A 24,515-nucleotide genomic window follows, 5' to 3' on the forward strand; every position below is an offset into this window, starting at 1 on the left:
GCACCGAGTCCCGCCCGTCGTCGAATTCGGACGATCGATGATGCACCAACCGACGAGCGCGGACTCGGAAGTGAGCCAATGAATCTCGCACGACGCACGATGAACCACCCGGCGTTGGCCGCGGTGTATGAGCGAGCTTGGCGGCCGAGTCTGTTCTATCTGGCCAGCGGTCGCACGACGGCGGCGGATCGCCGTGATGCCGTCAGCACGCTGCGCCTCGGCGGGCCGCAGAAGGTACTCGATATCGCTTGCGGGCCAGGCAACTTCACCCACTACCTGAGCAACGCGTTGACCGGCGACGGTTTCGCCATCGGCCTCGACTATTCCGAGCCGATGCTCGCCCGTGCCGTCACCGACAACGCCGGACCACGCGTCGGCTACCTGCGTGGCGATGCCCGTGCGCTCCCGTTCGCCGACGGCACCTTCGATGCGGTGTGCTGCTTCGGCGCCCTCTACCTCATCCCCGACCCGATCGCCGCGACCCGCGAAATGATCCGCGTGCTGGCGCCCGGCGGTCGCATCGCCATCACCACCAGCCACCGCGCCGACAACACCTTCGGGGAGGTCAGCCGGGTCGTCGGCGCCTGGAGCGGCCTACGCGTCTTCGACACCGACACGTTCCCCGACCTCTTCGCCGAAGCGGGCCTCGTCGACATCGACCAATCCGTGCACCGCTTACTCCAGTACATCAGCGCCACCCGTCCCGAGTAGTCCACAGACCTGCCGCACACCTCACAGGGGTACAGGCCCTGTGAGCGGCGTGGAAGGTCTGTGGGTGAGCTCGGGGGTTGGCAAGCAGCTGCGTCAGCTGCCTGCGCTGCCGGTGGATGGGCGTGCCCGGCGCAGGTCGCACGCCGCGCGATCGGCGTCCGGACGGTCCTCGCCCGAGCGGGCGCAGCCCTGGGCGGTGTAGCCGTGCCCGTCGTAACCCCAGCGGTCGTAGCCCCACCGGTCATAACCCCAGCGGTCGTAGCCCGAGCGGTCGAAACCGGCTCGGTCGAAACCTGAGCGGTCATAACCGAATCGGTCATAGCCGAATCGGTCGTAACCGAACCGGTCGTAACCGTCGGGACCGTAGCCGTCGTCGGGCTCACTGGGCTTCGGAAGGCTCGGGGTCGTCACCGGCGGAGCGGTGGTTTCGGGTGGAGCCGTAGTAACCGGCGGAGCGGTCGTCACCGGCGGAGCAGTGGTCACGGGCGCCTGGGTAACCGGCGCGACAGTGGTGGGCGCGGGACTCTGATCAGGAGTCGCGAACGCCGGAACGATCAGCGCGGCGGGCGCGAGTGCCAACGCCCCGGCAACAGCGGTCAGCACGACCGCCTGCTTCATCTTGCCTCGACTTCTGCTCCACTGCGACATGTTCGACCTCCATCTCGAAGCGAGCGCGCTAGCCCGCACTCCGCTCCCCCTATCGGTCGAACGCCCAACTTCGATACACAACAGTGACTTTCACGACCCGCCCTACTTCTAGGGTCTTGCCCCGCCCCACACACCCGACTAACGGCCACGCGCGGTCACCTCCTCAACCGGCTGGGTTACAGCCAGGTGGGGTGTTCGCTGGGGGCGAGGCGATCGACGGTGTTGGAGACTTGGGCGACCAGGTGCCATGGCCGGTCGGTGTCGGTGGTGGCTTTGCCGCTGGTGAGGATGGCGCCGGAGAGGGCGCGAGACGGGTCGGCCCAGCCGTACTGGGTGGTGAGTCCGCTGCGGCCGAAGTGTGATCGGGTGTTGCGGCCGAACTTCGATCTGCGTCCGCCCAGTTCGAAGCCCGCTCGACTCACTCGTCCGGCCAGCCCGGGGATCCGGTCGGCTGGTTGTATCGCCTCGCGCAGTGTGCTCGGCCGCATGATCCGCACACCGTCCAGTTCGCCACCGCGCGTGAGGATTTCGTAGAACCGCGACAACTCGTAGGCCGTCGTCACGAGGTTTCCCGACGGGAGTTCGGCGGTGAGGAATGCGCGCGTCGCGGATTCCGATACCGCGCCACCCAGCCCGCCGCCGAGGGCCTTGCGCGCCAGATACTTCGATATGCGCGACGGCCCGGGCCCGGTCTTCACGCCGGCCACGACTTTGTCGACGTCCTCCGGTCGAACCCCGAAGTTGTTCCACCGGAAGCCCAATGGCTCGAGCACCTGTTCGGCCAGATGTTCGCGCATCCGCTTCCCGGTGGCCCGCTGCACCAGCAGCCGTTGAATCAGACCACTGGTCATCGCGTGGTAGATCCGGAACCGCCCCGGTGGCCAGCTGGGAACCAGGTCGGCCAGCCCGCGCGCGGCCAGTTCTTCGTCGACCACCAATTCGAACCCCTTATAGGGCGGCGTAACAAACGGCACACCCGCCGAATGCGAAAGGACATGACCGATCGTGATCCGGTCCTTGCCATTGGTGGCGAACTCCGGAATGTACTTGCACACCGGGTCGTCGAGCCGAAACGCGCCCTGCTCTATCAGCATGAACATCAGCGCCGCCGAAACACCCTTCGCCGTCGAGAACCCACAGAACGGAGTCTCCGGCGTCGCGGGCACCTTGACCGCGTCCACCCCGTCCCCCGGCGCATTCCCCCAGCCGTGTCCGATGCTGCGGTTCAACACAATCTTCCCGTTGCGCCGCAAACACACCTGTATCGCCGGTGTCGTCCCCATCCGATACCACGCCCGCACCGACTCCCACAGCGCCTCGACCTCCCCGCGGGCCAACCCGGCCGCCGCCGGATCGTCCTCGTCCCCGACTGTGGTCACCGAGTCCAGATCCTCGGCGACCGCCACCAACGTGCCAGGAAGTGCGCTCATTTGCCCAGCATATCGACCTTTATCTGAGATAAGGGTGAGAGAAAGCCCAGGCGGCGCGGTGATCGAAGCGGCGGTTGCACAGGTAGACTCCCGGTGTCCGATACAGACCCGTACTCGTGTCACCAACCTTCGCCGTGGTGTCGCTTTCGTGTACTCCCGACCTGGATTCGGACCGCAAGGCGATCCGGCTACACAAACGGAGAACTGGTGCGGTATTTCTTGATGACGACGACCCTCATGGTGGCAGTTTCGGCGTTGTCCGGCACGGCGGTATCGTCCGCCGAACCGAATTCGTCCGTCCCGCAATGGCAAGAGCAACTCGATCAGCTCGTGGCCGATGTCGATGTCCCTGGCGCCCAAATGGTGGTATCCGGGAACGGATCGGACGCCCAGCTCAATAGCGGCGCCGGGGATTTGGGCACCGGCGGCCCCTTCCCGGACAACGCCCAGGTCCGGATCGCCAGCAACACCAAGTCTTTCGTCGCGACGGTGATGTTGCAGCTGGCGGCGGAAAAGCGGGTAAACCTGGATGCCCCGGTGGAGCGGTATCTGCCCGGCGTGATTCGCGGGCCGGGCGGCGACGGCAACCTGATCACCATCCGAAACCTGTTGCAGCACACCAGCGGAATCCCCGATTACCTGGCGTACTTGGATATCGAGTCCGTCGACGCGTTACGGCGCCCCCGGCCGGCGGACGAGTTGATTCGGCTCGGCCTCGATCAGCCGTCCGACTTCGCTCCCGGGTCGGACATCGGCTATTCCAATACGAACTATCTGCTGGCGGGCAAGCTGGTCGAGCGGCTGACAGGTCTACCGGTGGGGGTAGAGGTCACCCGCCGGATCCTGCTGCCCCTCGGACTACACGACACCTACTGGCCGGTCTTCCCGTGGGAGAACGTCATTCGGGGACCCCATCCGCGGGCTTACCACAACTTCGACGGAAATCTCGTCGACATCACCGATATCGACCCCAACTGGGGTCTGGCCGACGGAGCCATGGTGTCCACCGGTGCCGACCTGAACCGCTTCTTCATGGCCCTCCTATCCGGAAAGCTGCTGCCACCGGCCCAATTGGCCGAGATGCAACGCACTGTCCCGTTCGGCGATCCGGTTGCGGCGGGCGGCCTCGGTCTCGGCCTGGTCCGCCGGACCACCTCCTGCGGCCTCGAAACCTGGGGGCACGGCGGTTCGATGACCGGTTTCATGATCTTCGGCGCGGCAACAGTGGACCGCGCGATCACCGTGAGCCTGAATCAGATTCCCCAGCCGCCCACCGACACAATGCAGGCCGACATGGACAGAATCGTCGACGCCGCACTGTGCTCGCCCTGAGAGGTGTGTCCGACGTGCCTCTCGCACACCCACCGCCATCCGGTACCCTCGGACAACGAAACGGTGTGCGAGAGCGCTCGTTCCGCCGATCTCAGTCCGGCTCCTCCGGTAGGGGCGCTGCGGCACTCAGGTCGACCATTCGGCGCAGCATGCCCGGCGCCAGCGCGAATTCGAATTCGGCTCCGCCGCTTTCGAAGACGAAAGTCAGGTAGTCGTCTCGTTGCAGGGGAGCGCGCCGGACCGAGCAGTGCTCGCCGACGATCACCCAGCTACCGATGGTCAACTGATCGAACATCGCACCTCCCACCCTTTGGCCTAGGCCACTGTCGATGCGTGGACTATTCCATTCGTAGCACAGAGTGTCAATGCCGAAAAATGGCCTATGACCTGCTGGAATACTCCTTTTGGAACATCCACCGATCCGGCGGGTGGACGATCTCGTCGAGCTGGAGCACGGCGCCGTCGGCGGCGTGCAGCGTGAGTTGACAGACCAGCACCGCGGCGGGCCGGGCCAGGCCGAGGTGGCGGCGCTCATCGGCGATGGCGAGGCGGGCACCGACCCGGTCGCGCAGGTAGGACACCCGGCGGTCGGTCACCGATTCGAGGTAGCGCAGAGTTCCACCGGCGAGCCGATCGGCACGGAGCAACAGTGGTGCGGTCTCGGCGAGGCCGCCCGCGAACCAGGAGGTGGCGAGCTCGGTGACGCCGGATCCATTGTCGGTCAACCGCTTCCGCATGATTACCGCACTGCCCTTCGGCAGGCCGAGCACCTCGACGACATGACCGGGACCGGCGACGACCGCGGCCTCCAGTAGGGTCATCGAGGCCGATTCGGCGTAGGCCGAACCGTACTGCGGCGGCTGCTCGAGCAGCACGAGACCACCGTGCCGGTCGGCAACGTAGGTGCCGGAACCACGACGCGACTCCACAATCCCCTGCTGCCGCAACCTGTTCAGCGCCTTCGCCGCGGTCGGCCTGGCTACCTTCCACTGGGCGGCGAGCTCCCGCTCGGACGGAACTTCGGCGCCCGGCGCGAGCTCACCGCGCTCGATCCGATCGCGGATGTACCCCGATATCTGCAGATATTTCGGCAGTACTTCATCGATTTCGGACACCGGCCGCCTCTCTGCGCACACCGCCTCCGACCACTGGGCCACCCGTGCAGGCCAGGCGGCAAGTGTACCAATCGTGCCCGATATCACAGGAAAAGTGCGCGGCCAAGCAGGTCCCGGCGGGCGTTACCGACCGGTAGAGTGCCCATCCAGTACGGCGCTCATCAGTACTGCGCTCCATCCAATAAGGCGCCAGGGGAGTGGACCGAACAGAGGGGGTTACCCAGATGGCGGTACCGGACACCGGGCAGACGACGGCACGACAACTGTACGCGGCGGCCACCGGCGACGGCGGCGACCAGCCCTTCGAACTGGCCGCCGAGGTTGCCGAAAACCTCGCTGCCGCTTGCGACAAACTGGTCGAGGATCTACACCGGGCCATGGCTACCGGCCATCTCGTGACGGACGTGACGGGATTCCCGAATCTACCGACCGGACAAGGCCTTTCCCGCGGCTTCAGCGAAAAGGGCAGGCAATACCTGGACACCCTGGCGGCCTTCCAGGAAACAGCACTGCTTTTCAAGGCCGCCTACCTGGCTGCGGGCAAGAGATTCGCCGACGCCGAAGCGGCCCGCAAAGCCGCACTCGACCTGGTCGCCGAACATTTAGCGGCCCGATGAACAACCATCGAGACGGCTGAGGGACCGCCATGGCAGATTCCGCGGCCCGCGCGACCGCCGAAAGCATCCGGCAGGAACTCGCCGGATTACGCACCGGCGCAACCGATCCGGTTTACGCACCGGACCGGGAACGCTTCGGCGCCTATACCCACCAGGAGATCTGGGACCTGGTCCACGAAGCGCTCGACCCGGCCGCGCTCGGCCAGGCGGCCGCGGCGTGGCAGGCGAACGCGGACGCGCTCGCCGAAGCGTTCCAGGCCTTTTCCGACGCCGCCAACCGGGAATTCGCCCGCTGGTCGGGCCGCGCCGCGGACGCCGCACTACGGGCCACCCGGGAATTCGCCCTCGTCGGCGTCGAGGCGCATGAGGTTTGCCGCGCGGTCGCGCGCCTGATGGAGTTGAATGGCGATGCCGCGCAAACTATCCGGGGAGCGATCCCACCGCCCCAGCGGTACCGGCCGCTGGACGATCCGGCCGCCGAGGCGGTCTACGGCGGAAAACGGAAGATGGAGCACGACAGCGCGGCGGCCGACATCGAAGCCGATGTCAGGGACACGATGACCTACGTCTATGCCCCGACCATGCCCGCGTCCGGCGACCGGGTACCCCGGTTCGTCCCGCCGCCAGATGGACCGGGCGCACCGGTCGGACCCGGCTCCGGCGACGGGGGCGGCGCACAGTGAAATGGGTGCTCACCCCGGACGAGTTCTCGCATGTCTGGGAAAACGAAACCAATCTCGACCGCAAGCCGTACCCGGTCAACATGGTGCCCGCCGCCACCGTGCGCACCGAATCCGAGTACGCCGCACTGCGATTACCCCAGCGCTTCGCCCGCCAGGCCGATCCCGACCTGGCCGCCGCCCTCATGCTGTGCGGCCGCACCGATGCCACCACCATCACCGTCTCCGGTGAACGCAGCACGCCGCCGCGCAACGGGTCCAGCGGCGACACCGAGCGCATCCTGGCCTTCGCCGCGGTGGTGCACAACCACGCGGGCATCCTGGTCGCCGCCCCCGACAAGGTGACGGTGCTGATGTGCCATGCCCGCGCGGTCGGTGAGCGCCTGGTGCAGATCATCGGCTCGGCACCGGCGGGCCGGCTCGCCGCGATGCGCGAACCGCAGGACGCGGTGCTGAGCCCGGATCGCACCGAACCGTTCGTCACCAACGGTCACCGCGGTGCCGCCCGCTTCCGGCAGACACTGCGCAAACCCGTCGACGGCCGCGGCTTCCTCACCGTCACGGTGGAACCCGACAACCCGATGTCGCCGCCCACCCGGCACCGCACCTGGCTCGACTTCACCGGCGACGGCCGCTACCTGCTGACCACCTCGCAGGATCTCATCCTCACCCCGGTCTCCGACGAAGACTTCGCCGCCCAATTCGTCAGTCTGGCGCACATTCGCGCGTGACACGACATGAGCCCCTCCGCGTTCCGACGCCCTGGCAGTTGGCTCGTGGTTAGGTGTAGTGCATGGCGAAGATCCAATGGTCCATCGCGGCCACCGAGGCCCTGAAAGCCGATGGATTGCGGATCGCCGAGTTGGACACCGCGGGCACGCCCGGGTTCCCCGGGGGCAAGAAGGCGGGCCAAGCGCTGTTGGCCGAGCGCGCCGAGGTCCTGTCGAGCCTGCAGGAACGGCTTTATGCCAATGGCCGATCCGGTGATTCGCGCAATGTGCTGCTGGTCTTGCAGGGCATGGACACCTCGGGCAAGGGCGGCATCGTCCGGCACGTCATCGGATCGGTCGACCCGCAGGGCGTCGACCATGCCGCGTTCGGCGTGCCGACCGCGCAGGAGAAGCGGCACCACTACCTGTGGCGCATCCGCAAGGCGCTGCCCCGGGGCGGGCAACTCGGGGTATTCGACCGCTCGCACTACGAGGACGTGCTGGTGGTGCGCGTGCACAACCTGGTGCCCGAGGCGGAATGGGAGCCGCGCTACGACGAAATCAACGCGTTCGAGCGGGAACTCGTGGACGCGGGCACCACGCTGGTGAAGGTGGCGATGTTCGTCTCGCTCGGCGAACAGAAGAAGCGGCTGCGCGAACGGCTGGAGCGACCGGACAAATACTGGAAGTTCAACCCGTCCGACATCGACGAACGCGCCTACTGGCCCGCCTACCAAGAGGCGTATCAGGCCATGCTCGACCGCACGTCCACCGACTACGCCCGCTGGCATGTGATCCCCGCCGACCACAAGTGGTACGCCCGCCTCGCGGTCACCGAACTGCTCATCGAGGCGCTGATCCAGTTGAAATTGGATTGGCCCCCCGCGAAATTCGACGTCGAGGAGCAGAAGCGGCGCCTGGCCGAATCCTGAGTCCGCCGAGCCGCGTATCGCCTAGGGCGACAACACGACCGGCGGATGGGTCAGCGCGATTTACACCAGAGGTCGAACTTCTTCGGCGATGAAGCGCACGAAGCCTTCGGGATCCGGCTCATCGGATGTCGGCTGAACGACGACGGTATCCGCCCCCGCCTCCGCGAGCCGGAGGACGGCGTCGGCGACGGCTTGGGCATCACCGGCGACTCCGGCGCCCGGCGCATGCTGCGGCGTCCGCTCGGCGGCGAGCCGCGCCTCGGCGTCCGACCCGGTGACGGCGAGCAGATTCGCCACGACCACGTGCCGATCGGTGCGTCCCGCCGTGGCGCGTCCTTCATCGATGAGCTTGCGCGCGGCGCGAACGCCGTCCGCGTCGGTGATCGAATCCAGCAGCGTCCCATCGGCATGCGCACCGCAGACGCGAATCGAGCGCGGACCGCGCGCACCGGCGTAGACCCTCGGCGGCGCGAGCGGCGGCCAATCCAGTGCCACCTCATTCAACCGCACGTAACGACCGGCGACGGTGACCCGCTCGCCCGCGAGCAGCGCACGCAACGCGTCCAGATACTCACTCAACAGGGTGACCGGCGATTCGACCCGCGCGCCGACCTGCCCCATCCAGTCCTGCACACCGTGACCGACACCGAGCACCACCCGGTCGGGGAACAGTCGGTCCAGGGTAGCGGCTTCCATCGCGGTCAGTGCCACGTTGCGCAGCGGCACCGGCAACAGCCCGATGCCGATACTCAGCCGCTCGGTCCAAGCCAAAGCCGCTGCGGCGCTTGCGATTCCACTCTCCAGAAAGCAGTCTTCCCAGAGCCACAGCTGCTCCAGCCCGGCCTCTTCGGCGACGCGGGCCACGGCACGCAGTCGCTCGGGCGGATTCTGGGGACGAAAAACAGCACCGAGAACAGTCATCCCACCATTTCTACCCGGCGGGTCCGACAACTGGGGCGACACCCCCGACACCCAGCACGCCCGATATTTCGGAATCTCTCAGGTTCACCCACGATGATGTGGGCCGTGGCCCGATCACGCGGGGATGACTTTCCAGATCTACCATCGTGGCGGCAGGTACCGGCAGTCGAGCGAAAGGCGTGGTGAGCGCACGGTGAGCAAGAACCCGGGTGGGAAGAAGAACCCGCTGCTGGCGGCGGATCGCGCCGACCGCAATCGCAAGATCTTCATCCAAGTGGCCGTGGCCGCCGTATTGATCGCGCTCATCGCCGCGATCGGCATCGGTGTCGCGGTGAAGAAGGCCCGCAAGGACGACCCGGGCCCCACCCCATCCATCCCGGCGGCCGCGAACCAGAACGCGGCGGGCATCACCGGCACGATCACCGACAACGGCTCGGTGCGCATCGGCAAGCCCGATGCGAAGGTCACCGTCCGGGTCGTCGCCGACCTGCAGTGCCCGGCCTGCAAGGGCTTCGAGAGCGCCAACGCCCAGGTGCTCGACGAGGCCGTGAAGAACGGCACCGCCGCGGTCGAATACAACGTGATCGCGTTCCTGGACAAGGCATCCACCACCCGCTACTCGACGCGCGCGGCGAATGCCTCGTACTGCGTCGCCGAGGCGGATCCGTCGAAGTACACGGCCTGGGTGTCCGCGATGTTCGCCCAGCAGCCCGCCGAGGGCGGCGCGGGCCTGCCGGACGACAAGCTGGTCCAGATCGCGAAGGACGTGGGCTACCCCGACGCGGTGGCGAGCTGCATCACGGATCTGAAGTACGACAAGTACATTCAGGCCCGCACCGATGACGTGCTGAAGAGCGGCATCAAGTCGACTCCGTCGGTTTACATCAACGGCAAGCAGGTCGAATCGAGCCAGGAGATCTTCGGCCCCGGCGGCCTCGCACCCGCGATCGCCGCCGCCGCGGCGCAGTGATCACCGCCCCACCCCGGGCCGCCTGGATACTGCTCCTCGGCGGACTGGCCGGCTGGCTGGCCTCGGTGGCGCTGACCGTCGAACGGTTCAAGCTGTTCACCGATCCGGGCTATACCCCGTCGTGCAGCATCAACCCGATCCTGTCCTGTGGATCGGTGATGGTGACCGAGCAGGCCGCGGTGTTCGGGTTCCCCAACCCGCTCATGGGCATCGCCGGCTTCTCCGTGCTGGTCACCCTCGGTGTGCTCGCGGTGGTCGGGGTGGGGTTCCCTCGCTGGATCTGGGGCGGGCTGTGGCTCGGCCTCGCGCTCGGTGTCGGCTTCGTCTGCTGGCTGATCTACCAGAGCCTGTACCGGATCAACGCGCTGTGCCCGTACTGCATGGTGGTGTGGGCGATCATCACCCCGCTGCTCGCGGTGGTCACCGATCAGCTCTGGGGCGGGTCACGCGGCCCGCTCCGGGTGCTGGCGGAGTGGCGGTGGACGATCGTCGCGCTGTTCTACGCGGTGGTGCTGCTGCTGATCTTCCTGCGGTTCCAGGACTACTGGCTGTCGCTGGTCTAGTTCGGCGTACCCAGCGCGAGTACCACGCTGACCGCGCGGTGGACGCCGGTGGCGTCGATGATCTCCAACTGAATGGTGTCGGCGGGCTTGCGCACGTTGATCGCCGCGTGCAGCGCGCGGGCCGAGGTGATCGCGCGACCGTCCACCGAGGTGATCACCTCGCCGTGGGTGAGCCCGGCCGAGTAGGCGGGCATCCCATAGATCGCCAGATCGATCCGCGCCCCCAAGGGTTTCGCGTCGGAGGTCAGCACGCCGAGCGTCGCGGTAGGCCCGACGTGCACGGTGTCGGTCGGCGTCCCGGAGCGGATCTGGCCGACCACCCGCATCGCCGTATCGATCGGCACCGCGTAGCCGTTCGGGGGTCTGCCCGCCGACTGATCCGGATCGCCCGACGCGGCGGCGATCACCCCGATCACCGCGCCGTCGCGGTCGGCGAGTGCGCCGCCGGACTGCCCGGAGGTGACCGCGGCGGCGACCTCCAGCATTCCGGTGAGCGGCTTGCGGGACAGGTCGGCGGAGTTGAGCGCGACGATGGTGCTGTCCAGATCGGTGAGGGTGCCGTGGATCGCCGTCGGTGTGCCACCGACACCGCCCGCGTTGCCGATCGCCAACACCTCGTCGCGCACCCGCAGATCGGCCGAGCTGCCGATGCGGGCGGTCACCAGATCGGCCGCACCCGACAACGCGAGCAGGGCGATATCGGCGCTGGAGTCGTAGCCGAGCACCGCCGCGTCGTAGGTGCGCCCGTTGCCGACATCGGTGACCGTCACCGTGTCCGCGCCCTTGATCACGTGATGGCTGGTCAGCACCTGACCGTCCGAGGTGAGCACGATGCCGGACCCGGCGGCGCCGAGCCCGAACGGCTTGGTCGACGCGCTGATCTCCACCAGCGCCGGATCGACGACGGCGGCGACGGCCAGCGGATCGAGGGGCGGCGGCGCCGGAACGACGATCGGCGCGGCGACCTCGCTCGCACCGAGCGGCCAGCCGGGCAATTCACCCCGATAACCGAGGAATCCGGCCACGGCAAGCAGCGCGGCGACGATCGTCGCCAGCGCGCGGCCCCCATACCGTTGGTCATTCATCGCTTCCCGCCTCGGCATGCCTGCGAATTCCATTGTGGCCGGAGATCTTGTGGCACGTCCGTTATGGGGCATGTTTGGCACTTGGTGCCATGCGGCGGTAGGCATGTATGCATGACAACTGCCGCTGCCTATGCCGTACCCGCACCCGATGGCACGTTCGAGAAGGTGACGATCGAGCGCAGGGAGTTGGGCCCACACGACGTGCTGATCGACATCAAATACGCGGGTATCTGCCATTCCGACATCCACACCGCCCGCGACGAATGGGGTGGCGCCAAGTACCCCTGCGTGCCGGGTCACGAGATCGCGGGCCTGGTCGCCGCGGTCGGTTCCGCGGTGAGCAAGTACCAGGTGGGCGATCGCGTCGGGGTCGGCTGCATGGTCGATTCCTGTGGCAAGTGCGGGCCGTGTCTGGCCGACGAGGAGCAGTACTGCACCCGCGGCGCCACCATGACCTACAACACGCCGGTCGACCCGGCCGTCCAGCCCGGCGGATACACCATGGGTGGCTACTCCACCCAGATCGTGGTGACCGAGAATTTCGTCGTCGGCATCCCGGAGGGCATCGGCCTCGACGTCGCGGCGCCGCTGCTGTGCGCGGGCGTCACGCTGTTCTCCCCGCTGCGGCACTGGAACGCCGGGCCGGGCAAGAAGGTCGCCATCATCGGCATGGGCGGGCTGGGGCATGTCGGGGTGAAGATCGCCTCTGCGCTGGGCGCCGAGGTCACCGTGCTCAGCCACTCGCTGAGCAAGCAGGAGGACGGCAAGCTGTTCGGCGCCAGCCACTACTACGCCACCAGCGACAAGCAGACCTTCCGCGAACTGCGCGGCCGATTCGACCTTATCCTCAACACCGTCTCGGCGGACCTGCCGATCGATGACTACCTCAAGCTGCTGAACCTCGACGGCACCCTGGTGATCCTCGGCCTCCCGGAGAACCCGATGAGCGTCAAGCCGTTCACCATCGCCGGCTACCGCCGCTCGCTCGCCGGATCGATGATCGGCGGCATCGCGCAGACCCAGGAGATGCTGAACTTCTGCGCCGAACACGGCATCGGCGCGGAGATCGAGGTGATCTCGGCCGATGAGATCGACGGCGCCTACGACCGCGTGGTCGCCAGCGACGTCCGCTACCGCTTCGTCATCGACGTGTCGACCATGTGAGATTCCTAGCTCGCGGACCGCGCCGCTGGTCGAGCGCACCAGGTAGGGCCCGCTGTCGATGTCGGCGGCCGCCGGGGTCTCGCTCGCCCGACCGGGCAGGTTGCGGGCGGACCGGGGCGCGCCTGGGTACGTTGACGTGGTGGCTGCGGATGACGACGAAGCGACGCCTCCCGCCGGAATCCCGGCGCCCGCCGGCGAGGCGGTGGTCACCGCCGAGGTGACCACCGGTCCGCCGCCGTGGTTGCTGCGGGCGTTCCTGCTCGCGGCGGCGACGGTGGCCGGGCTTTTCGCGAGCTATTGGGCGCTGACCCGGCTCCAGGGTTTGCTGACCATTCTGCTGGTTTCGCTGTTCCTGGCGTTCGCCATCGAGCCCGCGGTGAACTGGCTCGCGCGTCGTGGGATGCGGCGCGGGCCCGCGACCGGAGTGGTCTTCCTCGTCTTGGCCGTGATCGTCGTCGGATTCTTCTGGACGCTCGGCTCATTGCTGATCGATCAGGTCACCACCCTGGTCAACAACGCGCCGCAGTACGCCGACCAGGGCATCGACTGGGCCAACCGCACCTTCAAGACGCACCTGTCCGGTACCGACATCGAGAAATACACCAGCAACTGGAGTAAATATCTCGAGGGCATGGCCGGAAACGCCTGGGACATCGGCACGAAGACGATCGGCGTGGTCTTCCAGTCGCTCGGCGTGCTGCTGTTCACCTATTATTTCGCGGCCGACGGACCGCGCTTCCGTAATGCCGTGTGTTCCCTGCTGCCGCCGCGCCGGCAACGGCATGTGTTGCGCGCCTGGGACATCGCCGTGGAGAAGACCGGTGGCTACATCTACTCGCGCGGCCTGCTCGCACTCGCCTCCACGCTGGCGCACTACGTCGCGCTGCGGGTGCTCGATGTGCCGTCGGCCTTCGCGCTCGCGCTCTGGGTCGGTGTCGTCTCGCAGTTCATTCCGACGGTCGGCACCTACCTCGCCGGGGCACTGCCGGTCATTGTCGCGCTGGTGCACGACCCCTCGGACGCGCTGTGGATCCTCGGCTTCATCGTGCTGTATCAGCAGTTCGAAAACTATGTGCTGCAACCGAGAATCACCGCGACCACCCTGGACATGCACCCCGCCGTCGCCTTCGGCGCGGTGCTGGCGGGTGCGGCACTACTGGGTGCGACCGGTGCGCTGCTTGCCATTCCGGTCACCGCGACGGTCCAAGCGTTCAGCGGCGCCTACATCCGCCGCTACGACGTCGAGACCGATATCGACACGACGAAACCGGACCCGCCACCCAAGAAGAAGCCGCGAAAATGGTCTCGCCAGTTGACCTTTCGATTCACCGACGCCGGGAAGCCGTCGACGGAATAGCGGCACATGCCCGGATCTGCTCGTTCAGCGCCCGAGTCACCGCGCCCATCTGCGCCCGGCTGTGCTGCGCGGTGTCGTACTCGACCTGAATGGTGAGCCGATCACCGATGGTGAAGACCGTGAGCTTCGGCGGCATGCCGGGACCCATCGCGTAGATGTCGTCACGCACGTGTCGCAGGCCCGGGGGCAGCGAATACCCGGGCAGGCGGCCGACATTGGAGATGGCCATGGTCGGCGGGGCCGAGAACGCGGCGGCCGTCGCCGGGTCGGTCACCCGCTGGGCGGCCAGCACGAATCGACCGGCTTCCCGTCGTTCGCGGGCAGCCTGTAAGCCGGATGCCACCATCAGTCCGAGGCCGATGGGGCTGTAATCGCGATCGACCACCAACGGTGTGCCCGCTCCGGACGCGCAATTCAGCATCGTGCGCACGGGCAGCGGCGGCGCCAACTCACCGCGCATATCGACCGCGTGCCCGCAGAACATCGGCAGCGGCCCGGTGGCGGGCTCGAGCTGGGTACGGAACGCGACCAACGCCGCTCCGCTGAGCAGGCTGTGCACCGACATGCCGTGCGCACGGGCGGTGGCCGCGAGCGCGCCGGTTTCCGTGGTGTCCAACTCGATTCGCTGCATGGCGAATCGGCCGTGCGGGTCGTTTCCGATACCGTCCCCGTCCAGCGGCAGCGTGCGCGGCGCCGACTCCGGTCCCGTCATCGCCACACCTACGCGGACCAGCTCGGCGAACTCGGCCACTTCCGCGTCGGAAATGACCTCGGCCAGTCGGATGTCCATCGCCTCGGGTAGCGACTGGTCCGAATCAACCAGCGGCAGCGAGCTTCCCGCGATATGTGCGGTATAGCGCTGCCACAGCTGGGCGAGCAATGCGAAAGCGGATCTGCCGTCGGCGATTCCGTGATGGATGACCAACACGAGCTGGTTGCGTTCGCCGTCGCGCAACAGGTGCGCACGGAACAGCCCGTGGGTCCAATCTCGGGGAGCATTCACCAGATTCAAGTAGTCGACCTCGTCGCCATCGGCGATTTCCAGGTCTGGCCGATAGTCGTCGTCGCGATGGAAGTGCATGGTGCCATCGCCCTCGGTCACCACCTTGCTGCGCAGCAGCGGATGCATGGCGGCCAACTCGCCGAGCACCTGACGCAGGATCTCGACGTCGAGCGTGCCGTGCACGGTGGAACCGATGAACAGCGGCATACCGCCGGTAGGGACGCTGCCGAGCTTGCTGTCGGCACCGAAATAGGTGGTCTCGAAAGGGGAAAGGGGGCGTTGCGCGGTCATCTCGTCTCGCACTTCCGTGGTGGGGCGGCGTTCGTCCTCAACATACGCACGTTTCAAACATCTGTCACATACGTATGTTTGAAACATGCGTCACAAACGGCTGTATGCCCGGCTGCTATGGTGCGAAGGTGGGAACCCGAGACGACCTCCTCGCCGCGGCCAAGCAATGCCTGGCCGAACGCGGCTACGCGCGCACCACCGTGCGCGATATCGTGGCCGCCTCCGGTACCAATCTCGCGGCGATCAACTACCACTTCGGCACCCGCGACAAGCTGCTCAACCAAGCCATGATGGAGTCGAGCGCGAGTGCGGTGCAACAGATCCTGGACTCACTGCCCGCCGACGACCCCGGCGATCCGGCCGCGCGACTGCACGCGTTCCTGCGGCAGCTGATCGGCTCGTTCACCGAGGACAGGGCGCTCTGGGCGGCCAATGCCGAAAGCCTCGCCCAGGCACTGCACTCCCCGGAACTCAGTGCCGAACTCGGCGCCGCACAGGCCCATGCGCGCCGCGAACTTTCGCACTTCTTCGGCGGCACGTCGCCCGACTTCGCCGTCGGCGCCGTGCTGCAGACCATGATCGGCGGACTGCTCCTGCAGTGGCTGGTCGACCCGGCCAACGCACCGTCCGCCGACACGCTCGCCGCGGGGCTGCGCACGCTGGCCGAGGCCGTCGGCCCGGCCTGACCGACGCCGGGCGACCGTCCGGCGAACTCGCCGACCGGTGCTACCGCTCCCGCCCGTGCCGATCAACCATGCTGGAACGATGGCGGTTCTGCTGGCGCTTGTCTCGATGTGCTCCACGCTGATCGGCGGGTTCGTCGCGGTGCGCATCGGCGACCGCAAACATCTGGTACTCGGACTTGCCGCGGGCGTGATGCTCGGCGTGGTGTTCTTCGACCTGCTGCCAGAGGCGCTGGAACAGTCCCGCCAACACGTGCTCGGGGTGCCCGCCGCACTGCTCGCCGCGGTGGTCGGGTTTCTCACCATCCACGTGATCGAACGTGCGGTCGCCATTCACACCGGTCACGAGCAGGAATTCGGTACGCACACACACGGTTTCGAATCCGTCGGCATCCTCGCCGCGGCCGGGCTGATCTTTCACAGTTTCTTGGACGGCCTCGGTATCGGTCTCGGATTCCAGGCCGGGGCCGGCGTCGGCGTCGCGGTCGCCATCGCGGTCATCGCGCACGACTTCGCCGACGGTTTCAACACTTTCACCATCTCGACCCTCTACGGCAACGCCCGCAAGCGCGCGCTGACGCTACTCGGCCTCGACGCGATCGCCCCCGTGGTCGGCGCGGTGATCGGCACCCTGATCCACGTCCCCGACGGCATGGTCGGCCTCTACCTCGGCTACTTCGCCGGTTTCCTGCTCTACCTGGCCACCGCCGACATCCTGCCGGAAGCACACGCCGTGCACCCCTCCCGCCTCACCCTCGCCTGCACGGTGACGGGCGCGGCGCTCATGCTGGGTGTCGCCGCGCTGAACCACTGACCGCGGTCGCGGTCAGAACACCGTCCGCGGCATCAACACCACCCCCCAGCCATCCGGGTCGGGAAAGGTCAACCCGCCGTTGGCAGTCCAGTACGGGTTCTCCGCCTCGACCGGCTCGACACCGAATTCCGCCAGCCGCCGCGCGACCTCGGACATCCGCGCCGCGTCGGTGAAGTACAGGACCAGCAGGTTTTCCGCACTCGGCGCCGTACCCGGGCTACCGTCCACATGTGTTGTGAACTCCAGGTGGTAGCCGGTTCCCGGCAGTCCGACCATCACTCCGTCGTAGCCCGCGTGGTTTTCGAACCGGTAGAGCTCGCGCAGGCCGAGCCCTTCGACATAGAAGCGCACCACCTCGTCCAGCTGATCCGTCGGCCGCGCGATCCGCACCTGCGCCACCGGCAATGCCTCGGGCCACATGTCGTTCTCTGCTTTCACATTTCGACAGTACGACCTGGCGTCAAGCAACCAAGGTTGACTACGTCGGATTTAGTCAACTAAAGTTGCTTCCATGTCCACCCCGGAAATCCCCGACGCAGGCGACCCCGCCGGTCGACTCGCGGCAGTAGTCGCGTTGCGGCGCTTGGCCGATCAGCTGGAAGACAACGCCGTCGAGGAGGCGATGCGGGCGGGCTGGAGTTGGCCGCAGGTCGCCGAGGCGCTCGGTGTCACCCGGCAAGCAGTGCACAAGAAGCACGCCAAGCGGCTCATCGCCGCGGGCGTCAGCCTGAGGAGGCGTTGACCGATGACCCCATTCGACGAATATCTGCATGCCGTCATCACCGAGGGCAGCAGTGAGGCGCAGCGCGACGGGTCGGCGACCGTCGAGGCGCAACATCTGCTGCTCGCGATCGCCGGGCAGGAGGGCACCGCGCCGCAACGGGTGCTGGCCTCCGTCGGGCTCGACCACAAGTCGATCCGTGACGCACTGCGCCGGGAGTTCGAGCACAGTCTGAGCGCGGTCGGGGTGTCCCCCGCCGCCATCGCGCCGTCGGGGTCGCGCGGCTACTACAAGGGTCGCCCGAACGTCGGCGCCTCGACCAAGCTCGCGCTGGAGCGCAGCTTCAGTTCCGTTGCCCGCAAACGGGATCTGCGGCCCGCCCATGTGTTGCTCGGAATATTGCGTGCCGAGGTCGGGACCGTGCCGCGAGCACTGGCCCTGGCGGGCGTCGATCGAACCGACCTGCAGGCGCGGGTACAGCAGACTCTCGAAGAGGCATGATGAGCAACCATCCCGAAGTACAAACCCTTTTGGCCGAGGCCGTGCGCGAAGGCCTCCCCGGCATCGTCTGCGAGATCCGCGACGAGCGCGGCCGCTGGTTCGGCGCCGCGGGAGTGGCCGATACCACGACCGGCCGCCCGCGCGACGAACACGAACGGTTCCGGATCGGCAGCGCCACAAAGGCCTTCACCGCAACGGTGGTGCTGCAACTCGTGGCGGAAGGCAAGCTGAGCCTCGATGACCCGGTGGACCGCCGGCTACCCGGACTGATCGCGGGCAACGGCAACGACGGCACCGCGATCACCATCCGCCAGCTGCTCGATCACACCAGCGGACTGTTCACCCACACCGACGACGAACAGGTGCGCTCCGGCGAAGGCTGGCGACCCGAGCAGCTGGTGCGCATCGCCATGACCCACCCGCCGTACTTTTCGCCCGGCGCGGGCTTCAGGTACTCCAACACCAACTACGTCGTTGCCGGGATGATCGTCGAGCAGGTGACGAATGAGCCGATCGCACAACAGATCTCGCGCCGGATCAGCGAGCCGCTCGGACTGACCGGCACGTATTCGGCGGGCACCGAAACGCGGATACGTGGACCGCACCCGCGGCACTATTCCACCCTGTTCGACCCCGCTCCCGATGCCGAGGTCCACGACGTCACCGAGATGGACCAAACCTGGAGTGGCGCGGCGGGTGACATGATCTCGACCACGGGCGACCTGCAGCTGTTCCTGCGCGCACTATTGCGCGGCCAGTTGCTCCCGCCGGCTCAGCACCAGCAGATGTGGACGACCGTATCGACCGACGGTTCGGATTGGGTACCGCACACGCGCTATGGGCTCGGTGTGTTCTCCCAGGAACTACCTTCCGGAGCAACGGTTTACGGCCTGGGTGGAGCCATTATGGGCTCGTGGACCTGGGCGATGGGCAGCCGCGACGGCAGCCGGATCGTGGTGACCCAGACGAACGGCGACTGGAACGACCCACTGGACGTCTTCACCACCGTGCTGCAAACCCAGTTCAGCTCGTCCGTACCGACATCCCATTGAACGACAAAGACCACCTTCAACCCTGAAGGTGGCCTTTGCCTTTCGACTATGCGGCTACGCGCCGACAGTCGAACGATCAGTTCCGTCCAGCCCGCACGGCGGGTGCCTGCTCGCGGGTCGCGACCGTGCGGGTGCGCGCGGATCCGCCACGGGACCCACGGGTCGCGGTCCGGCCCGCGGCGTCGAAGCCATGGGCAGCGGCACCGTTCGTGCCACGACCGTTCCGGCTCCGCGACTGCCCACCGGCCACGTACGGCGCGGCCTCGCCGGTGCCACGACCACCACTGCCACGCCCGCCCCGACTGCGCGACTGACCGGCAGGCGCGCCGTAGCTTCCGCCGCGCCGGTTCCGGTTGCCCTGACTATCGGCGGTCGAAGCCACCGGCATCGCGCTCGGCGCGACCTTCGGCGCGATGGTGCCGACCAGGGCCGTCACCGGCGCCGAATCCGCGGTCACCCGCTGCGCGGAGACGTTGATGTTCGCCCTGCGCAGCAGCGTCGCGACATCCCGACGCTGTTCGGGCAGGACAACGGTGACGACGTCACCGGAGCTGCCCGCCCGCGCGGTGCGGCCGGAGCGGTGCAGGTAAGCCTTGTGCTCGGCGGGCGGATCGACGTGCACGACCAGCTCGACATCGTCGACGTGCACGCCACGCGCGGCGATATCGGTCGCGACGAGGACCCGGGCCGAGCCGTTGGTGAAGGCGGCCAGGTTACGGTCGCGGGCGACCTGCGACAGGTTGCCGTGCAGGTCGGTCGCGGGTATCCCGGCGGTGGTCAGCTGCTTGGCGAGCTTGCGGGCCTGATGCTTGGTGCGCATGAACAGGATGCGGCGCCCGGACCCGGCGGCCAGCGTCTCGACCAGGACCCGCTTGGCTTCGACGCCACCGACCTCGAAGACGTGGTGGGTCATCGCGGGCACCGGCGAGTCCGCCGTGTCGACCGAGTGCGACGCCGGGTTGCGCATGAACTGCTTGACCAGCTTGTTGACCCCGTTGTCCAGCGTTGCCGAGAACAGCAGCCGCTGGCCGCCGTTCGGCGTCGCCGCGAGAATGCGGGTCACCGCGGGCAGGAAGCCGAGGTCGGCCATGTGGTCGGCCTCGTCCAGCACGGTGATCTGCACGTCCTGCAGCGAAACCACGCGCTGGCGCATCAGATCCTCGAGCCGGCCGGGGCAGGCGACGACGATGTCGACGCCGGTGGAGAAGGCCTTGGCCTGCCGGTGCTGGGAAACGCCACCGATGATGGTCGTCACCTTCAGCCCGCAGGCGGCGGCCATCGGCTCCAGCGCGGCGGCGATCTGGGTGGCCAGCTCACGGGTCGGCGCGAGGATCAGACCACGCGGATTGCGGCCGGGCCTGCGGTCGGCACCGGCCAGGCGGTCGACCATCGGGATGGCGAAGGCGAGCGTCTTGCCGCTACCCGTCTTGCCGCGGGCGAGCACGTCGCGACCGGCGAGGGTATCGGGCAGCGTGGCCGCCTGGATGGGGAACGGAGCACTGATGCCACTCGCGGTGAGGGCGCCGACCAGCTTCGCGCCGACTCCGAGAGCGGCGAAAGACGTGGTGGCGGCAGGGCTCGAGGATTGAGTCGTCATATGGGGTGAGGTGCCTTCCAGGCATCGGGGGTTTACCCCAGCGCTGCGCAGGATTTGTCGTCCGTGCGTTCGGTGTTATGACACCCAGCTGAGGCGCCGACGCGAAAGGTAAGACATCCACGACGGATCGTAAGGGAGCGTGAAGATCAACGCTTGCCTCTGGTAACTCTAGCGCAACCTCGAGTATTCCCCACCGGCGGGCCGCGACGAACTCGAGTGCGTTACGTCACCACGCCGTTTGCCGACCCCACCCAACGCACGGATGGCCGCCGGACACGAACCGATTCGGCTACGCCCACGAACGAAAGCCGCCCCCTGCGAAAACAGGGAGCGGCCAACGCAGTTCATTTATTCAGCCGCGAGCGCGCGCCTGCGGACCCGGCGAGCCGCCGCGACCATGTTGCGCAACGACGGCTCCAGCTGCCAGTAGTGCCGAGTCTTCAGCCCACCGTCCGGATTCGCCCATAGCCGTTCCGGCGTAACGGCTTCCGCCGCGGCCGTGAGCAGTTCGTCCAGCTCGTCGATATCCGGGATACGCGCCGAGCGGCTTTCGTACACACCGGGACCGACACCGTGACTCAGGCCGTGATCGGTGCCGCTGTCCGCCTTGAGCGCCTTGAGCACCCATTCGATCGAGCGGGTGGCGACGATCGCGGTGACGTCGGCGTCGAGCTCGTCGATCGCCTCGACCACCTCGGCGCGGCCGGAATACCCGATGTGCGTGTGGATCTGAGTTTCCGCCTTGACCCCGGAGGTGGCCAGCCGGAACGCGCCGACCGCCCAGCGCAGGTATTCCGCCCGGCCCTCGGGACGCAGCGGCAGCATCTCCCGGATGGCGGGTTCGTCGACCTGGATGATCGCGATGCCCGCCTTTTCCAGGTCCGCCAGCTCGTCGCGGATGGCCAACGCCACCTGGTCGGCGGTCTCGTGCAGCGGCTGATCCTGCCGGACGAACGAGCGGGCGATCATCGTGACGGGTCCGGTGACCATGCCCTTGACCGGCTTGTCGGTCAACGACTGGGCGTAGCTGATCCACTCCACCGACATCGGCTCGGGCCGCGACACGTCGCCGTAGAGGATCGGCGGACGCACGCACCGCGATCCGTACACCTGCACCCAGCCGAAGTGGGTGGTCGCGAAGCCGTCGAGCAGCTCGGCGAAGTACTGGATCATGTCATTGCGTTCGTGCTCGCCGTGCACCAGCACGTCGAGGCCGATGTCCTCCTGCAGCCGGATCGTCGCCTCGATCTCGGCTTCGATCCGCTTACGGTAGTCGTCGAAGGACAGTCGTCCCTGACCGAGCTCGTAGCGCGCCTGCCGAATCTTGTTGGTCTGCGGGAACGAGCCGAGCGTGGTCGCCGGCACCAGCGGCAGATTCAACCTGGCCTGCTGAGCCTCCCGACGCTCCTCATACGGTTCGCGCGAACGCATTTCCGGCGTGACCGCGTAAACCCGTTGCCGCACCGCGTGCTTCTGCTTGAAGTGCACCTCGGTCGGCCGCTTGCGCCAGCTGGCCGACGGTCCCTCGGTGAGCGCCTTGGCAAGCGAAACCACCTCGCCCACCTTCTGTTTCGCGAAGGCGAGCCGGTCGGCCACATTGCCGAGGATGTCGTACTCGATGAGCAGGTCGTACGGCACGTGCAGCAGCGTGGTTCCGGTCGACACGACCAGATCCGGGCACACCTGCGCGAGCTGGTTCAGGTATTCGAGCGTCACGTGGCGGTCGGCCCGCCACACATTGGTTCCGCTGATCACCCCGGCGTACAGGCGTTTCCGGCGAATACCGGGGATTTCCGCGAGCTCTTCCGGCCGGATGCGGTAGCTGGCCAGATCGAGGCCGATGGCTTCCACATTGCTGGCCGCCAGAATCCGCAGCGCCTCACCGAAATCGCCGTACTGCCCGGTGACGAGCATCCGCGGGCGCAGCGGCGCCTTCGAAAGTCGTTGGTAGGCAGCCTCGAACGCGGCCAACTCGGCGGGCGTGCGCTCGCTGGTGAACGCGGGTTCGTCCAGCTGCACGCAGGTCGCACCGCGCTTGGCGAGGATTTCGAACAGTTCCTCGTACACCGGAAGCAGCTTGTCCAGCAGCATCAGCGTGTCGAACTCGTCCTGGCCGGGAATCTGCCCCGCCTTGGAGAGCAGCAGCAGCGACGCCGGACCGAGCACGACCGGTCGCAGCTCGATATCCTGCGCCTTGGCACGGTCGAACTCGTCGAGCAACGCCTCGGGATGCAGCGAGAACGCGGTGTCGGCGTCCAGTTCCGGCTGGCGGTAGTGGTAGTTGCTGCCGAAGAACCGCACCAGTTCCAGCGGCGGCAGGTCCGGCCGGCCGCGCGCCATCAGGAAATAGAAATCCAGCGGATCCATCTCGTCCCGGTACGGCTCGAACCGCTCGGGCACGGCGCCGAACAACAGCGCGTTGTCCAGCACGTGGTCGTAGAAGGAGAAGGTATTGCCGGGCACCTGGGTCAACCCGGTGGCGGCGAGTTCGTTGAACTGCCGCTCCTGAATATCACGGCCCACCGCGAGCAGTTCGTCGCGGGGAATCGCTCCGCGCCAATAGGCCTCGAGTGCCCGCTTGAGTTCTCGATGCGGCCCGATGCGCGGGTAGCCGAGGATGCTCGACCCGTAGCCGTCGGTCACGTTCACCATGAGCGCGCTGCTCCCTTCGATGGCTGCACGCTATTGCGCCTGGGTTGCTGTGGTGCGGTCCGCGACGCGGTCGCGGCCGAATCGGACAGGATTCAGCGGTTGTACTGGTAGAAACCAGCGCCGGTCTTCTTGCCGAGCAACCCAGCTTCGACCATACGCATGAGCAGCGGCGGAGCCGAGTACAGCGGCTCCTTGAATTCCTGGTACATCGAGTCGGCGATCGACTTGACGGTGTCCAGGCCGACCAGGTCGGTCAGCGCGAGCGGACCCATCGGGTGCGCGCAACCGAGCACCATCGCCTTGTCGACGTCGTCCTTGGTGGCGAAGCCGGATTCGACCATCCGAATGGCCGACAGCAGGTAGGGCACGAGCAGCGCGTTCACCACGAAACCGGAGCGGTCGGCGGAGCGCACCACCTGCTTGTCGAGCACGTCACCGGCGAAGGCCTCGGCGCGCTTGGACACGGCCTCGCTGGTCTTCAGCGTGGTGACCAGCTCGACCAGCGGCAGCACCGGCACCGGGTTGAAGAAGTGCATGCCGACGACCCGCTCGGGCTGGGTGGTCGCGACGGCGATCTTCATGATCGGGATGGAGGAGGTGTTGGAGGCCAGCACGGCCGACGGGTCGGTGACCACCTTGTCCAGCTCGGCGAAGATCGCGGTCTTCACCTTCTCGTCCTCGAGCACCGCCTCGACCACCAGCTGACGGTCGGCGAAGTCGTTGAGGTCGGAGGTGAATCGCAGCCGCCATGCGGCCTGCTCGCGCTCCCGCTCGGTGATCTTGCCGCTGCTGACGCCGCGGTCGAGCGAACGCAGGATGCGGGCACGGCCCGCGGCGGCCAACTCTCTGGTCTGTTCGAAGACGAGCACGTCGACGTGCGCCCTCGCACACACCTCCGCGATTCCGGCACCCATCTGTCCGGCGCCGATGACACCGACGCGTTGAATCTTCTCGCTGCTCACGTCC

Annotated in this window: 26 protein-coding genes; 15 read left to right on the forward strand and 11 right to left on the reverse strand. The window is 67.2% G+C overall.

All coding sequences use genetic code 11. The annotated features are described in order from the left end of the window. Positions 1-78 precede the first annotated feature (78 nt). Complete coding sequence (locus tag ACFK0J_RS37100) at positions 79-711, forward strand: class I SAM-dependent methyltransferase (protein ID WP_378734338.1); 633 nt, start codon at positions 79-81, stop codon at positions 709-711. A gap of 93 nt (positions 712-804) precedes the next feature. Here ACFK0J_RS37100 and ACFK0J_RS37105 read toward each other — a convergent pair whose 3' ends face one another. Together ACFK0J_RS37105 and ACFK0J_RS37110 are read right to left on the reverse strand one after the other, a co-directional pair. Continuing rightward, complete coding sequence (locus ACFK0J_RS37105) at positions 805-1,359, reverse strand: hypothetical protein (RefSeq protein ID WP_378734339.1); 555 nt, start codon at positions 1,357-1,359, stop codon at positions 805-807. Between the two features lie 176 nt (positions 1,360-1,535). Next, a complete protein-coding gene (locus tag ACFK0J_RS37110; RefSeq protein ID WP_378734340.1) occupies positions 1,536-2,789 on the reverse strand; it encodes a serine hydrolase in 1,254 nt (417 codons plus the stop codon). A 222-nt stretch (positions 2,790-3,011) separates the two neighbouring features. Between ACFK0J_RS37110 and ACFK0J_RS37115 the strand changes: the two genes are divergently transcribed. Continuing rightward, a complete protein-coding gene (locus ACFK0J_RS37115; RefSeq protein ID WP_378734341.1) occupies positions 3,012-4,121 on the forward strand; it encodes a serine hydrolase domain-containing protein in 1,110 nt (369 codons plus the stop codon). Positions 4,122-4,212: 91 nt separating this feature from the next. On the opposite strand, the gene ACFK0J_RS37120 is transcribed toward ACFK0J_RS37115, so the two are convergent. Further along, complete coding sequence (locus ACFK0J_RS37120; RefSeq protein WP_378734342.1) at positions 4,213-4,416, reverse strand: hypothetical protein; 204 nt, start codon at positions 4,414-4,416, stop codon at positions 4,213-4,215. 85 nt (positions 4,417-4,501) lie between these two features. Further along, positions 4,502-5,236 carry a GntR family transcriptional regulator gene (locus tag ACFK0J_RS37125; protein WP_378734343.1) on the reverse strand — a complete coding sequence of 245 codons (735 nt, stop codon included), beginning with the start codon at positions 5,234-5,236 and terminating at the stop codon, positions 4,502-4,504. A gap of 197 nt (positions 5,237-5,433) precedes the next feature. On the opposite strand from ACFK0J_RS37125, the gene ACFK0J_RS37130 reads away from it, so the two are divergent. The 4 genes from ACFK0J_RS37130 (at position 5,434) to ACFK0J_RS37145 (ending at position 8,175) form a co-directional block, all read left to right on the forward strand. Then, positions 5,434-5,853 (forward strand): hypothetical protein, encoded by a 420-nt coding sequence (locus ACFK0J_RS37130; protein WP_378734344.1) that lies wholly within the window; start codon positions 5,434-5,436, stop codon positions 5,851-5,853. A gap of 29 nt (positions 5,854-5,882) precedes the next feature. Further along, positions 5,883-6,536: a hypothetical protein gene (locus tag ACFK0J_RS37135; protein ID WP_378734345.1), complete on the forward strand. Its 654-nt coding sequence runs from the start codon at positions 5,883-5,885 to the stop codon at positions 6,534-6,536. A 5-nt stretch (positions 6,537-6,541) separates the two neighbouring features. Next, positions 6,542-7,264, forward strand: coding sequence for an ESX secretion-associated protein EspG (locus ACFK0J_RS37140; RefSeq protein WP_378734346.1), 723 nt, complete (start codon positions 6,542-6,544; stop codon positions 7,262-7,264). Between the two features lie 62 nt (positions 7,265-7,326). Beyond that, positions 7,327-8,175 (forward strand): polyphosphate kinase 2 family protein, encoded by an 849-nt coding sequence (locus tag ACFK0J_RS37145; protein WP_378734347.1) that lies wholly within the window; start codon positions 7,327-7,329, stop codon positions 8,173-8,175. Positions 8,176-8,235: 60 nt separating this feature from the next. On the opposite strand, the gene ACFK0J_RS37150 is transcribed toward ACFK0J_RS37145, so the two are convergent. Beyond that, entirely contained in the window at positions 8,236-9,096 is an 861-nt protein-coding gene (locus tag ACFK0J_RS37150) for an LLM class flavin-dependent oxidoreductase (protein ID WP_378734348.1), read from the reverse strand. Between the two features lie 193 nt (positions 9,097-9,289). Between ACFK0J_RS37150 and ACFK0J_RS37155 the strand changes: the two genes are divergently transcribed. Together ACFK0J_RS37155 and ACFK0J_RS37160 are read left to right on the forward strand one after the other, a co-directional pair. Continuing rightward, on the forward strand, positions 9,290-10,066 hold the full coding sequence (locus ACFK0J_RS37155) for a DsbA family protein (RefSeq protein ID WP_378734349.1): 777 nt from the start codon (positions 9,290-9,292) through the stop codon (positions 10,064-10,066). Next, positions 10,063-10,629, forward strand: a complete 567-nt coding sequence (locus ACFK0J_RS37160) for a vitamin K epoxide reductase family protein (RefSeq protein WP_378734350.1) — start codon at positions 10,063-10,065, stop codon at positions 10,627-10,629. Before ACFK0J_RS37155 ends, ACFK0J_RS37160 begins: the two co-directional genes overlap by 4 nt. On the opposite strand, the gene ACFK0J_RS37165 is transcribed toward ACFK0J_RS37160, so the two are convergent. Continuing rightward, positions 10,626-11,714 (reverse strand): S1C family serine protease, encoded by a 1,089-nt coding sequence (locus ACFK0J_RS37165; RefSeq protein ID WP_378734351.1) that lies wholly within the window; start codon positions 11,712-11,714, stop codon positions 10,626-10,628. The two genes, ACFK0J_RS37160 and ACFK0J_RS37165, sit on opposite strands and share 4 nt — an antisense overlap. Positions 11,715-11,825: 111 nt before the next feature. Here ACFK0J_RS37165 and ACFK0J_RS37170 point away from each other — a divergent pair, with 111 nt between their 5' ends. Both ACFK0J_RS37170 and ACFK0J_RS37175 read left to right on the forward strand, forming a co-directional pair. Next, on the forward strand, positions 11,826-12,878 hold the full coding sequence (locus tag ACFK0J_RS37170) for an NAD(P)-dependent alcohol dehydrogenase (protein WP_378734352.1): 1,053 nt from the start codon (positions 11,826-11,828) through the stop codon (positions 12,876-12,878). A gap of 139 nt (positions 12,879-13,017) precedes the next feature. Further along, the gene (locus tag ACFK0J_RS37175; RefSeq protein ID WP_378734353.1) at positions 13,018-14,235 is read left to right on the forward strand and encodes an AI-2E family transporter; all 1,218 of its coding nucleotides are present in this window, start codon (positions 13,018-13,020) and stop codon (positions 14,233-14,235) included. Here the strand turns inward: ACFK0J_RS37175 and ACFK0J_RS37180 are convergent. Beyond that, the gene (locus ACFK0J_RS37180) at positions 14,204-15,529 is read right to left on the reverse strand and encodes a condensation domain-containing protein (RefSeq protein ID WP_378734354.1); all 1,326 of its coding nucleotides are present in this window, start codon (positions 15,527-15,529) and stop codon (positions 14,204-14,206) included. The two genes, ACFK0J_RS37175 and ACFK0J_RS37180, sit on opposite strands and share 32 nt — an antisense overlap. Positions 15,530-15,657: 128 nt before the next feature. On the opposite strand from ACFK0J_RS37180, the gene ACFK0J_RS37185 reads away from it, so the two are divergent. Beyond that, positions 15,658-16,215: a TetR/AcrR family transcriptional regulator gene (locus tag ACFK0J_RS37185; RefSeq protein WP_378734355.1), complete on the forward strand. Its 558-nt coding sequence runs from the start codon at positions 15,658-15,660 to the stop codon at positions 16,213-16,215. Between the two features lie 79 nt (positions 16,216-16,294). Then, a complete protein-coding gene (locus ACFK0J_RS37190) occupies positions 16,295-17,026 on the forward strand; it encodes a ZIP family metal transporter (protein WP_378734356.1) in 732 nt (243 codons plus the stop codon). A 12-nt stretch (positions 17,027-17,038) separates the two neighbouring features. Here ACFK0J_RS37190 and ACFK0J_RS37195 read toward each other — a convergent pair whose 3' ends face one another. Beyond that, entirely contained in the window at positions 17,039-17,446 is a 408-nt protein-coding gene (locus tag ACFK0J_RS37195; RefSeq protein WP_378743288.1) for a VOC family protein, read from the reverse strand. 91 nt (positions 17,447-17,537) lie between these two features. On the opposite strand from ACFK0J_RS37195, the gene ACFK0J_RS37200 reads away from it, so the two are divergent. The 3 genes from ACFK0J_RS37200 to ACFK0J_RS37210 are packed head-to-tail and all read left to right on the forward strand — an operon-like array spanning position 17,538 to position 19,300. After that, the gene (locus tag ACFK0J_RS37200; protein ID WP_378734357.1) at positions 17,538-17,768 is read left to right on the forward strand and encodes a hypothetical protein; all 231 of its coding nucleotides are present in this window, start codon (positions 17,538-17,540) and stop codon (positions 17,766-17,768) included. A 3-nt stretch (positions 17,769-17,771) separates the two neighbouring features. Further along, positions 17,772-18,248 (forward strand): Clp protease N-terminal domain-containing protein, encoded by a 477-nt coding sequence (locus ACFK0J_RS37205; protein ID WP_378734358.1) that lies wholly within the window; start codon positions 17,772-17,774, stop codon positions 18,246-18,248. Then, complete coding sequence (locus ACFK0J_RS37210) at positions 18,248-19,300, forward strand: serine hydrolase domain-containing protein (protein WP_378734359.1); 1,053 nt, start codon at positions 18,248-18,250, stop codon at positions 19,298-19,300. The genes ACFK0J_RS37205 and ACFK0J_RS37210 overlap by 1 nt, the downstream gene beginning before the upstream one ends. 76 nt (positions 19,301-19,376) lie before the next feature. Here ACFK0J_RS37210 and ACFK0J_RS37215 read toward each other — a convergent pair whose 3' ends face one another. The 3 genes from ACFK0J_RS37215 to ACFK0J_RS37225 form a co-directional block, all read right to left on the reverse strand. Then, on the reverse strand, positions 19,377-20,897 hold the full coding sequence (locus tag ACFK0J_RS37215) for a DEAD/DEAH box helicase (protein WP_378734360.1): 1,521 nt from the start codon (positions 20,895-20,897) through the stop codon (positions 19,377-19,379). Between the two features lie 348 nt (positions 20,898-21,245). After that, positions 21,246-23,549, reverse strand: coding sequence for a 5-methyltetrahydropteroyltriglutamate--homocysteine S-methyltransferase (metE, locus tag ACFK0J_RS37220; RefSeq protein ID WP_378734361.1), 2,304 nt, complete (start codon positions 23,547-23,549; stop codon positions 21,246-21,248). A gap of 92 nt (positions 23,550-23,641) precedes the next feature. Then, positions 23,642-24,511 (reverse strand): 3-hydroxybutyryl-CoA dehydrogenase, encoded by an 870-nt coding sequence (locus ACFK0J_RS37225; RefSeq protein ID WP_218471993.1) that lies wholly within the window; start codon positions 24,509-24,511, stop codon positions 23,642-23,644. Between the last annotated feature and the right edge of the window lie 4 nt (positions 24,512-24,515).

The organism is Nocardia brasiliensis (assembly GCF_042691675.1).
Classification (GTDB): domain Bacteria; phylum Actinomycetota; class Actinomycetes; order Mycobacteriales; family Mycobacteriaceae; genus Nocardia; species Nocardia brasiliensis_D.

Bases quoted from the DNA above. Each gene is read 5' to 3' on its own strand.
- ACFK0J_RS37165 (WP_378734351.1), bottom strand. From the start codon at position 11,714: ATGAATGACCAACGGTATGGGGGCCGCGCGCTGGCGACGATCGTCGCC.
- ACFK0J_RS37110 (WP_378734340.1), bottom strand. From the start codon at position 2,789: ATGAGCGCACTTCCTGGCACGTTGGTGGCGGTCGCCGAGGATCTGGAC.
- ACFK0J_RS37100 (WP_378734338.1), top strand. From the start codon at position 79: ATGAATCTCGCACGACGCACGATGAACCACCCGGCGTTGGCCGCGGTG.
- ACFK0J_RS37195 (WP_378743288.1), bottom strand. From the start codon at position 17,446: ATGTGGCCCGAGGCATTGCCGGTGGCGCAGGTGCGGATCGCGCGGCCG.
- metE (WP_378734361.1), bottom strand. From the start codon at position 23,549: ATGGTGAACGTGACCGACGGCTACGGGTCGAGCATCCTCGGCTACCCG.
- ACFK0J_RS37200 (WP_378734357.1), top strand. From the start codon at position 17,538: ATGTCCACCCCGGAAATCCCCGACGCAGGCGACCCCGCCGGTCGACTC.
- ACFK0J_RS37210 (WP_378734359.1), top strand. From the start codon at position 18,248: ATGAGCAACCATCCCGAAGTACAAACCCTTTTGGCCGAGGCCGTGCGC.
- ACFK0J_RS37180 (WP_378734354.1), bottom strand. From the start codon at position 15,529: ATGACCGCGCAACGCCCCCTTTCCCCTTTCGAGACCACCTATTTCGGT.
- ACFK0J_RS37145 (WP_378734347.1), top strand. From the start codon at position 7,327: ATGGCGAAGATCCAATGGTCCATCGCGGCCACCGAGGCCCTGAAAGCC.
- ACFK0J_RS37120 (WP_378734342.1), bottom strand. From the start codon at position 4,416: ATGTTCGATCAGTTGACCATCGGTAGCTGGGTGATCGTCGGCGAGCAC.
- ACFK0J_RS37115 (WP_378734341.1), top strand. From the start codon at position 3,012: ATGACGACGACCCTCATGGTGGCAGTTTCGGCGTTGTCCGGCACGGCG.
- ACFK0J_RS37205 (WP_378734358.1), top strand. From the start codon at position 17,772: ATGACCCCATTCGACGAATATCTGCATGCCGTCATCACCGAGGGCAGC.
- ACFK0J_RS37150 (WP_378734348.1), bottom strand. From the start codon at position 9,096: ATGACTGTTCTCGGTGCTGTTTTTCGTCCCCAGAATCCGCCCGAGCGA.
- ACFK0J_RS37170 (WP_378734352.1), top strand. From the start codon at position 11,826: ATGACAACTGCCGCTGCCTATGCCGTACCCGCACCCGATGGCACGTTC.
- ACFK0J_RS37215 (WP_378734360.1), bottom strand. From the start codon at position 20,897: ATGACGACTCAATCCTCGAGCCCTGCCGCCACCACGTCTTTCGCCGCT.
- ACFK0J_RS37190 (WP_378734356.1), top strand. From the start codon at position 16,295: ATGGCGGTTCTGCTGGCGCTTGTCTCGATGTGCTCCACGCTGATCGGC.
- ACFK0J_RS37135 (WP_378734345.1), top strand. From the start codon at position 5,883: ATGGCAGATTCCGCGGCCCGCGCGACCGCCGAAAGCATCCGGCAGGAA.
- ACFK0J_RS37105 (WP_378734339.1), bottom strand. From the start codon at position 1,359: ATGTCGCAGTGGAGCAGAAGTCGAGGCAAGATGAAGCAGGCGGTCGTG.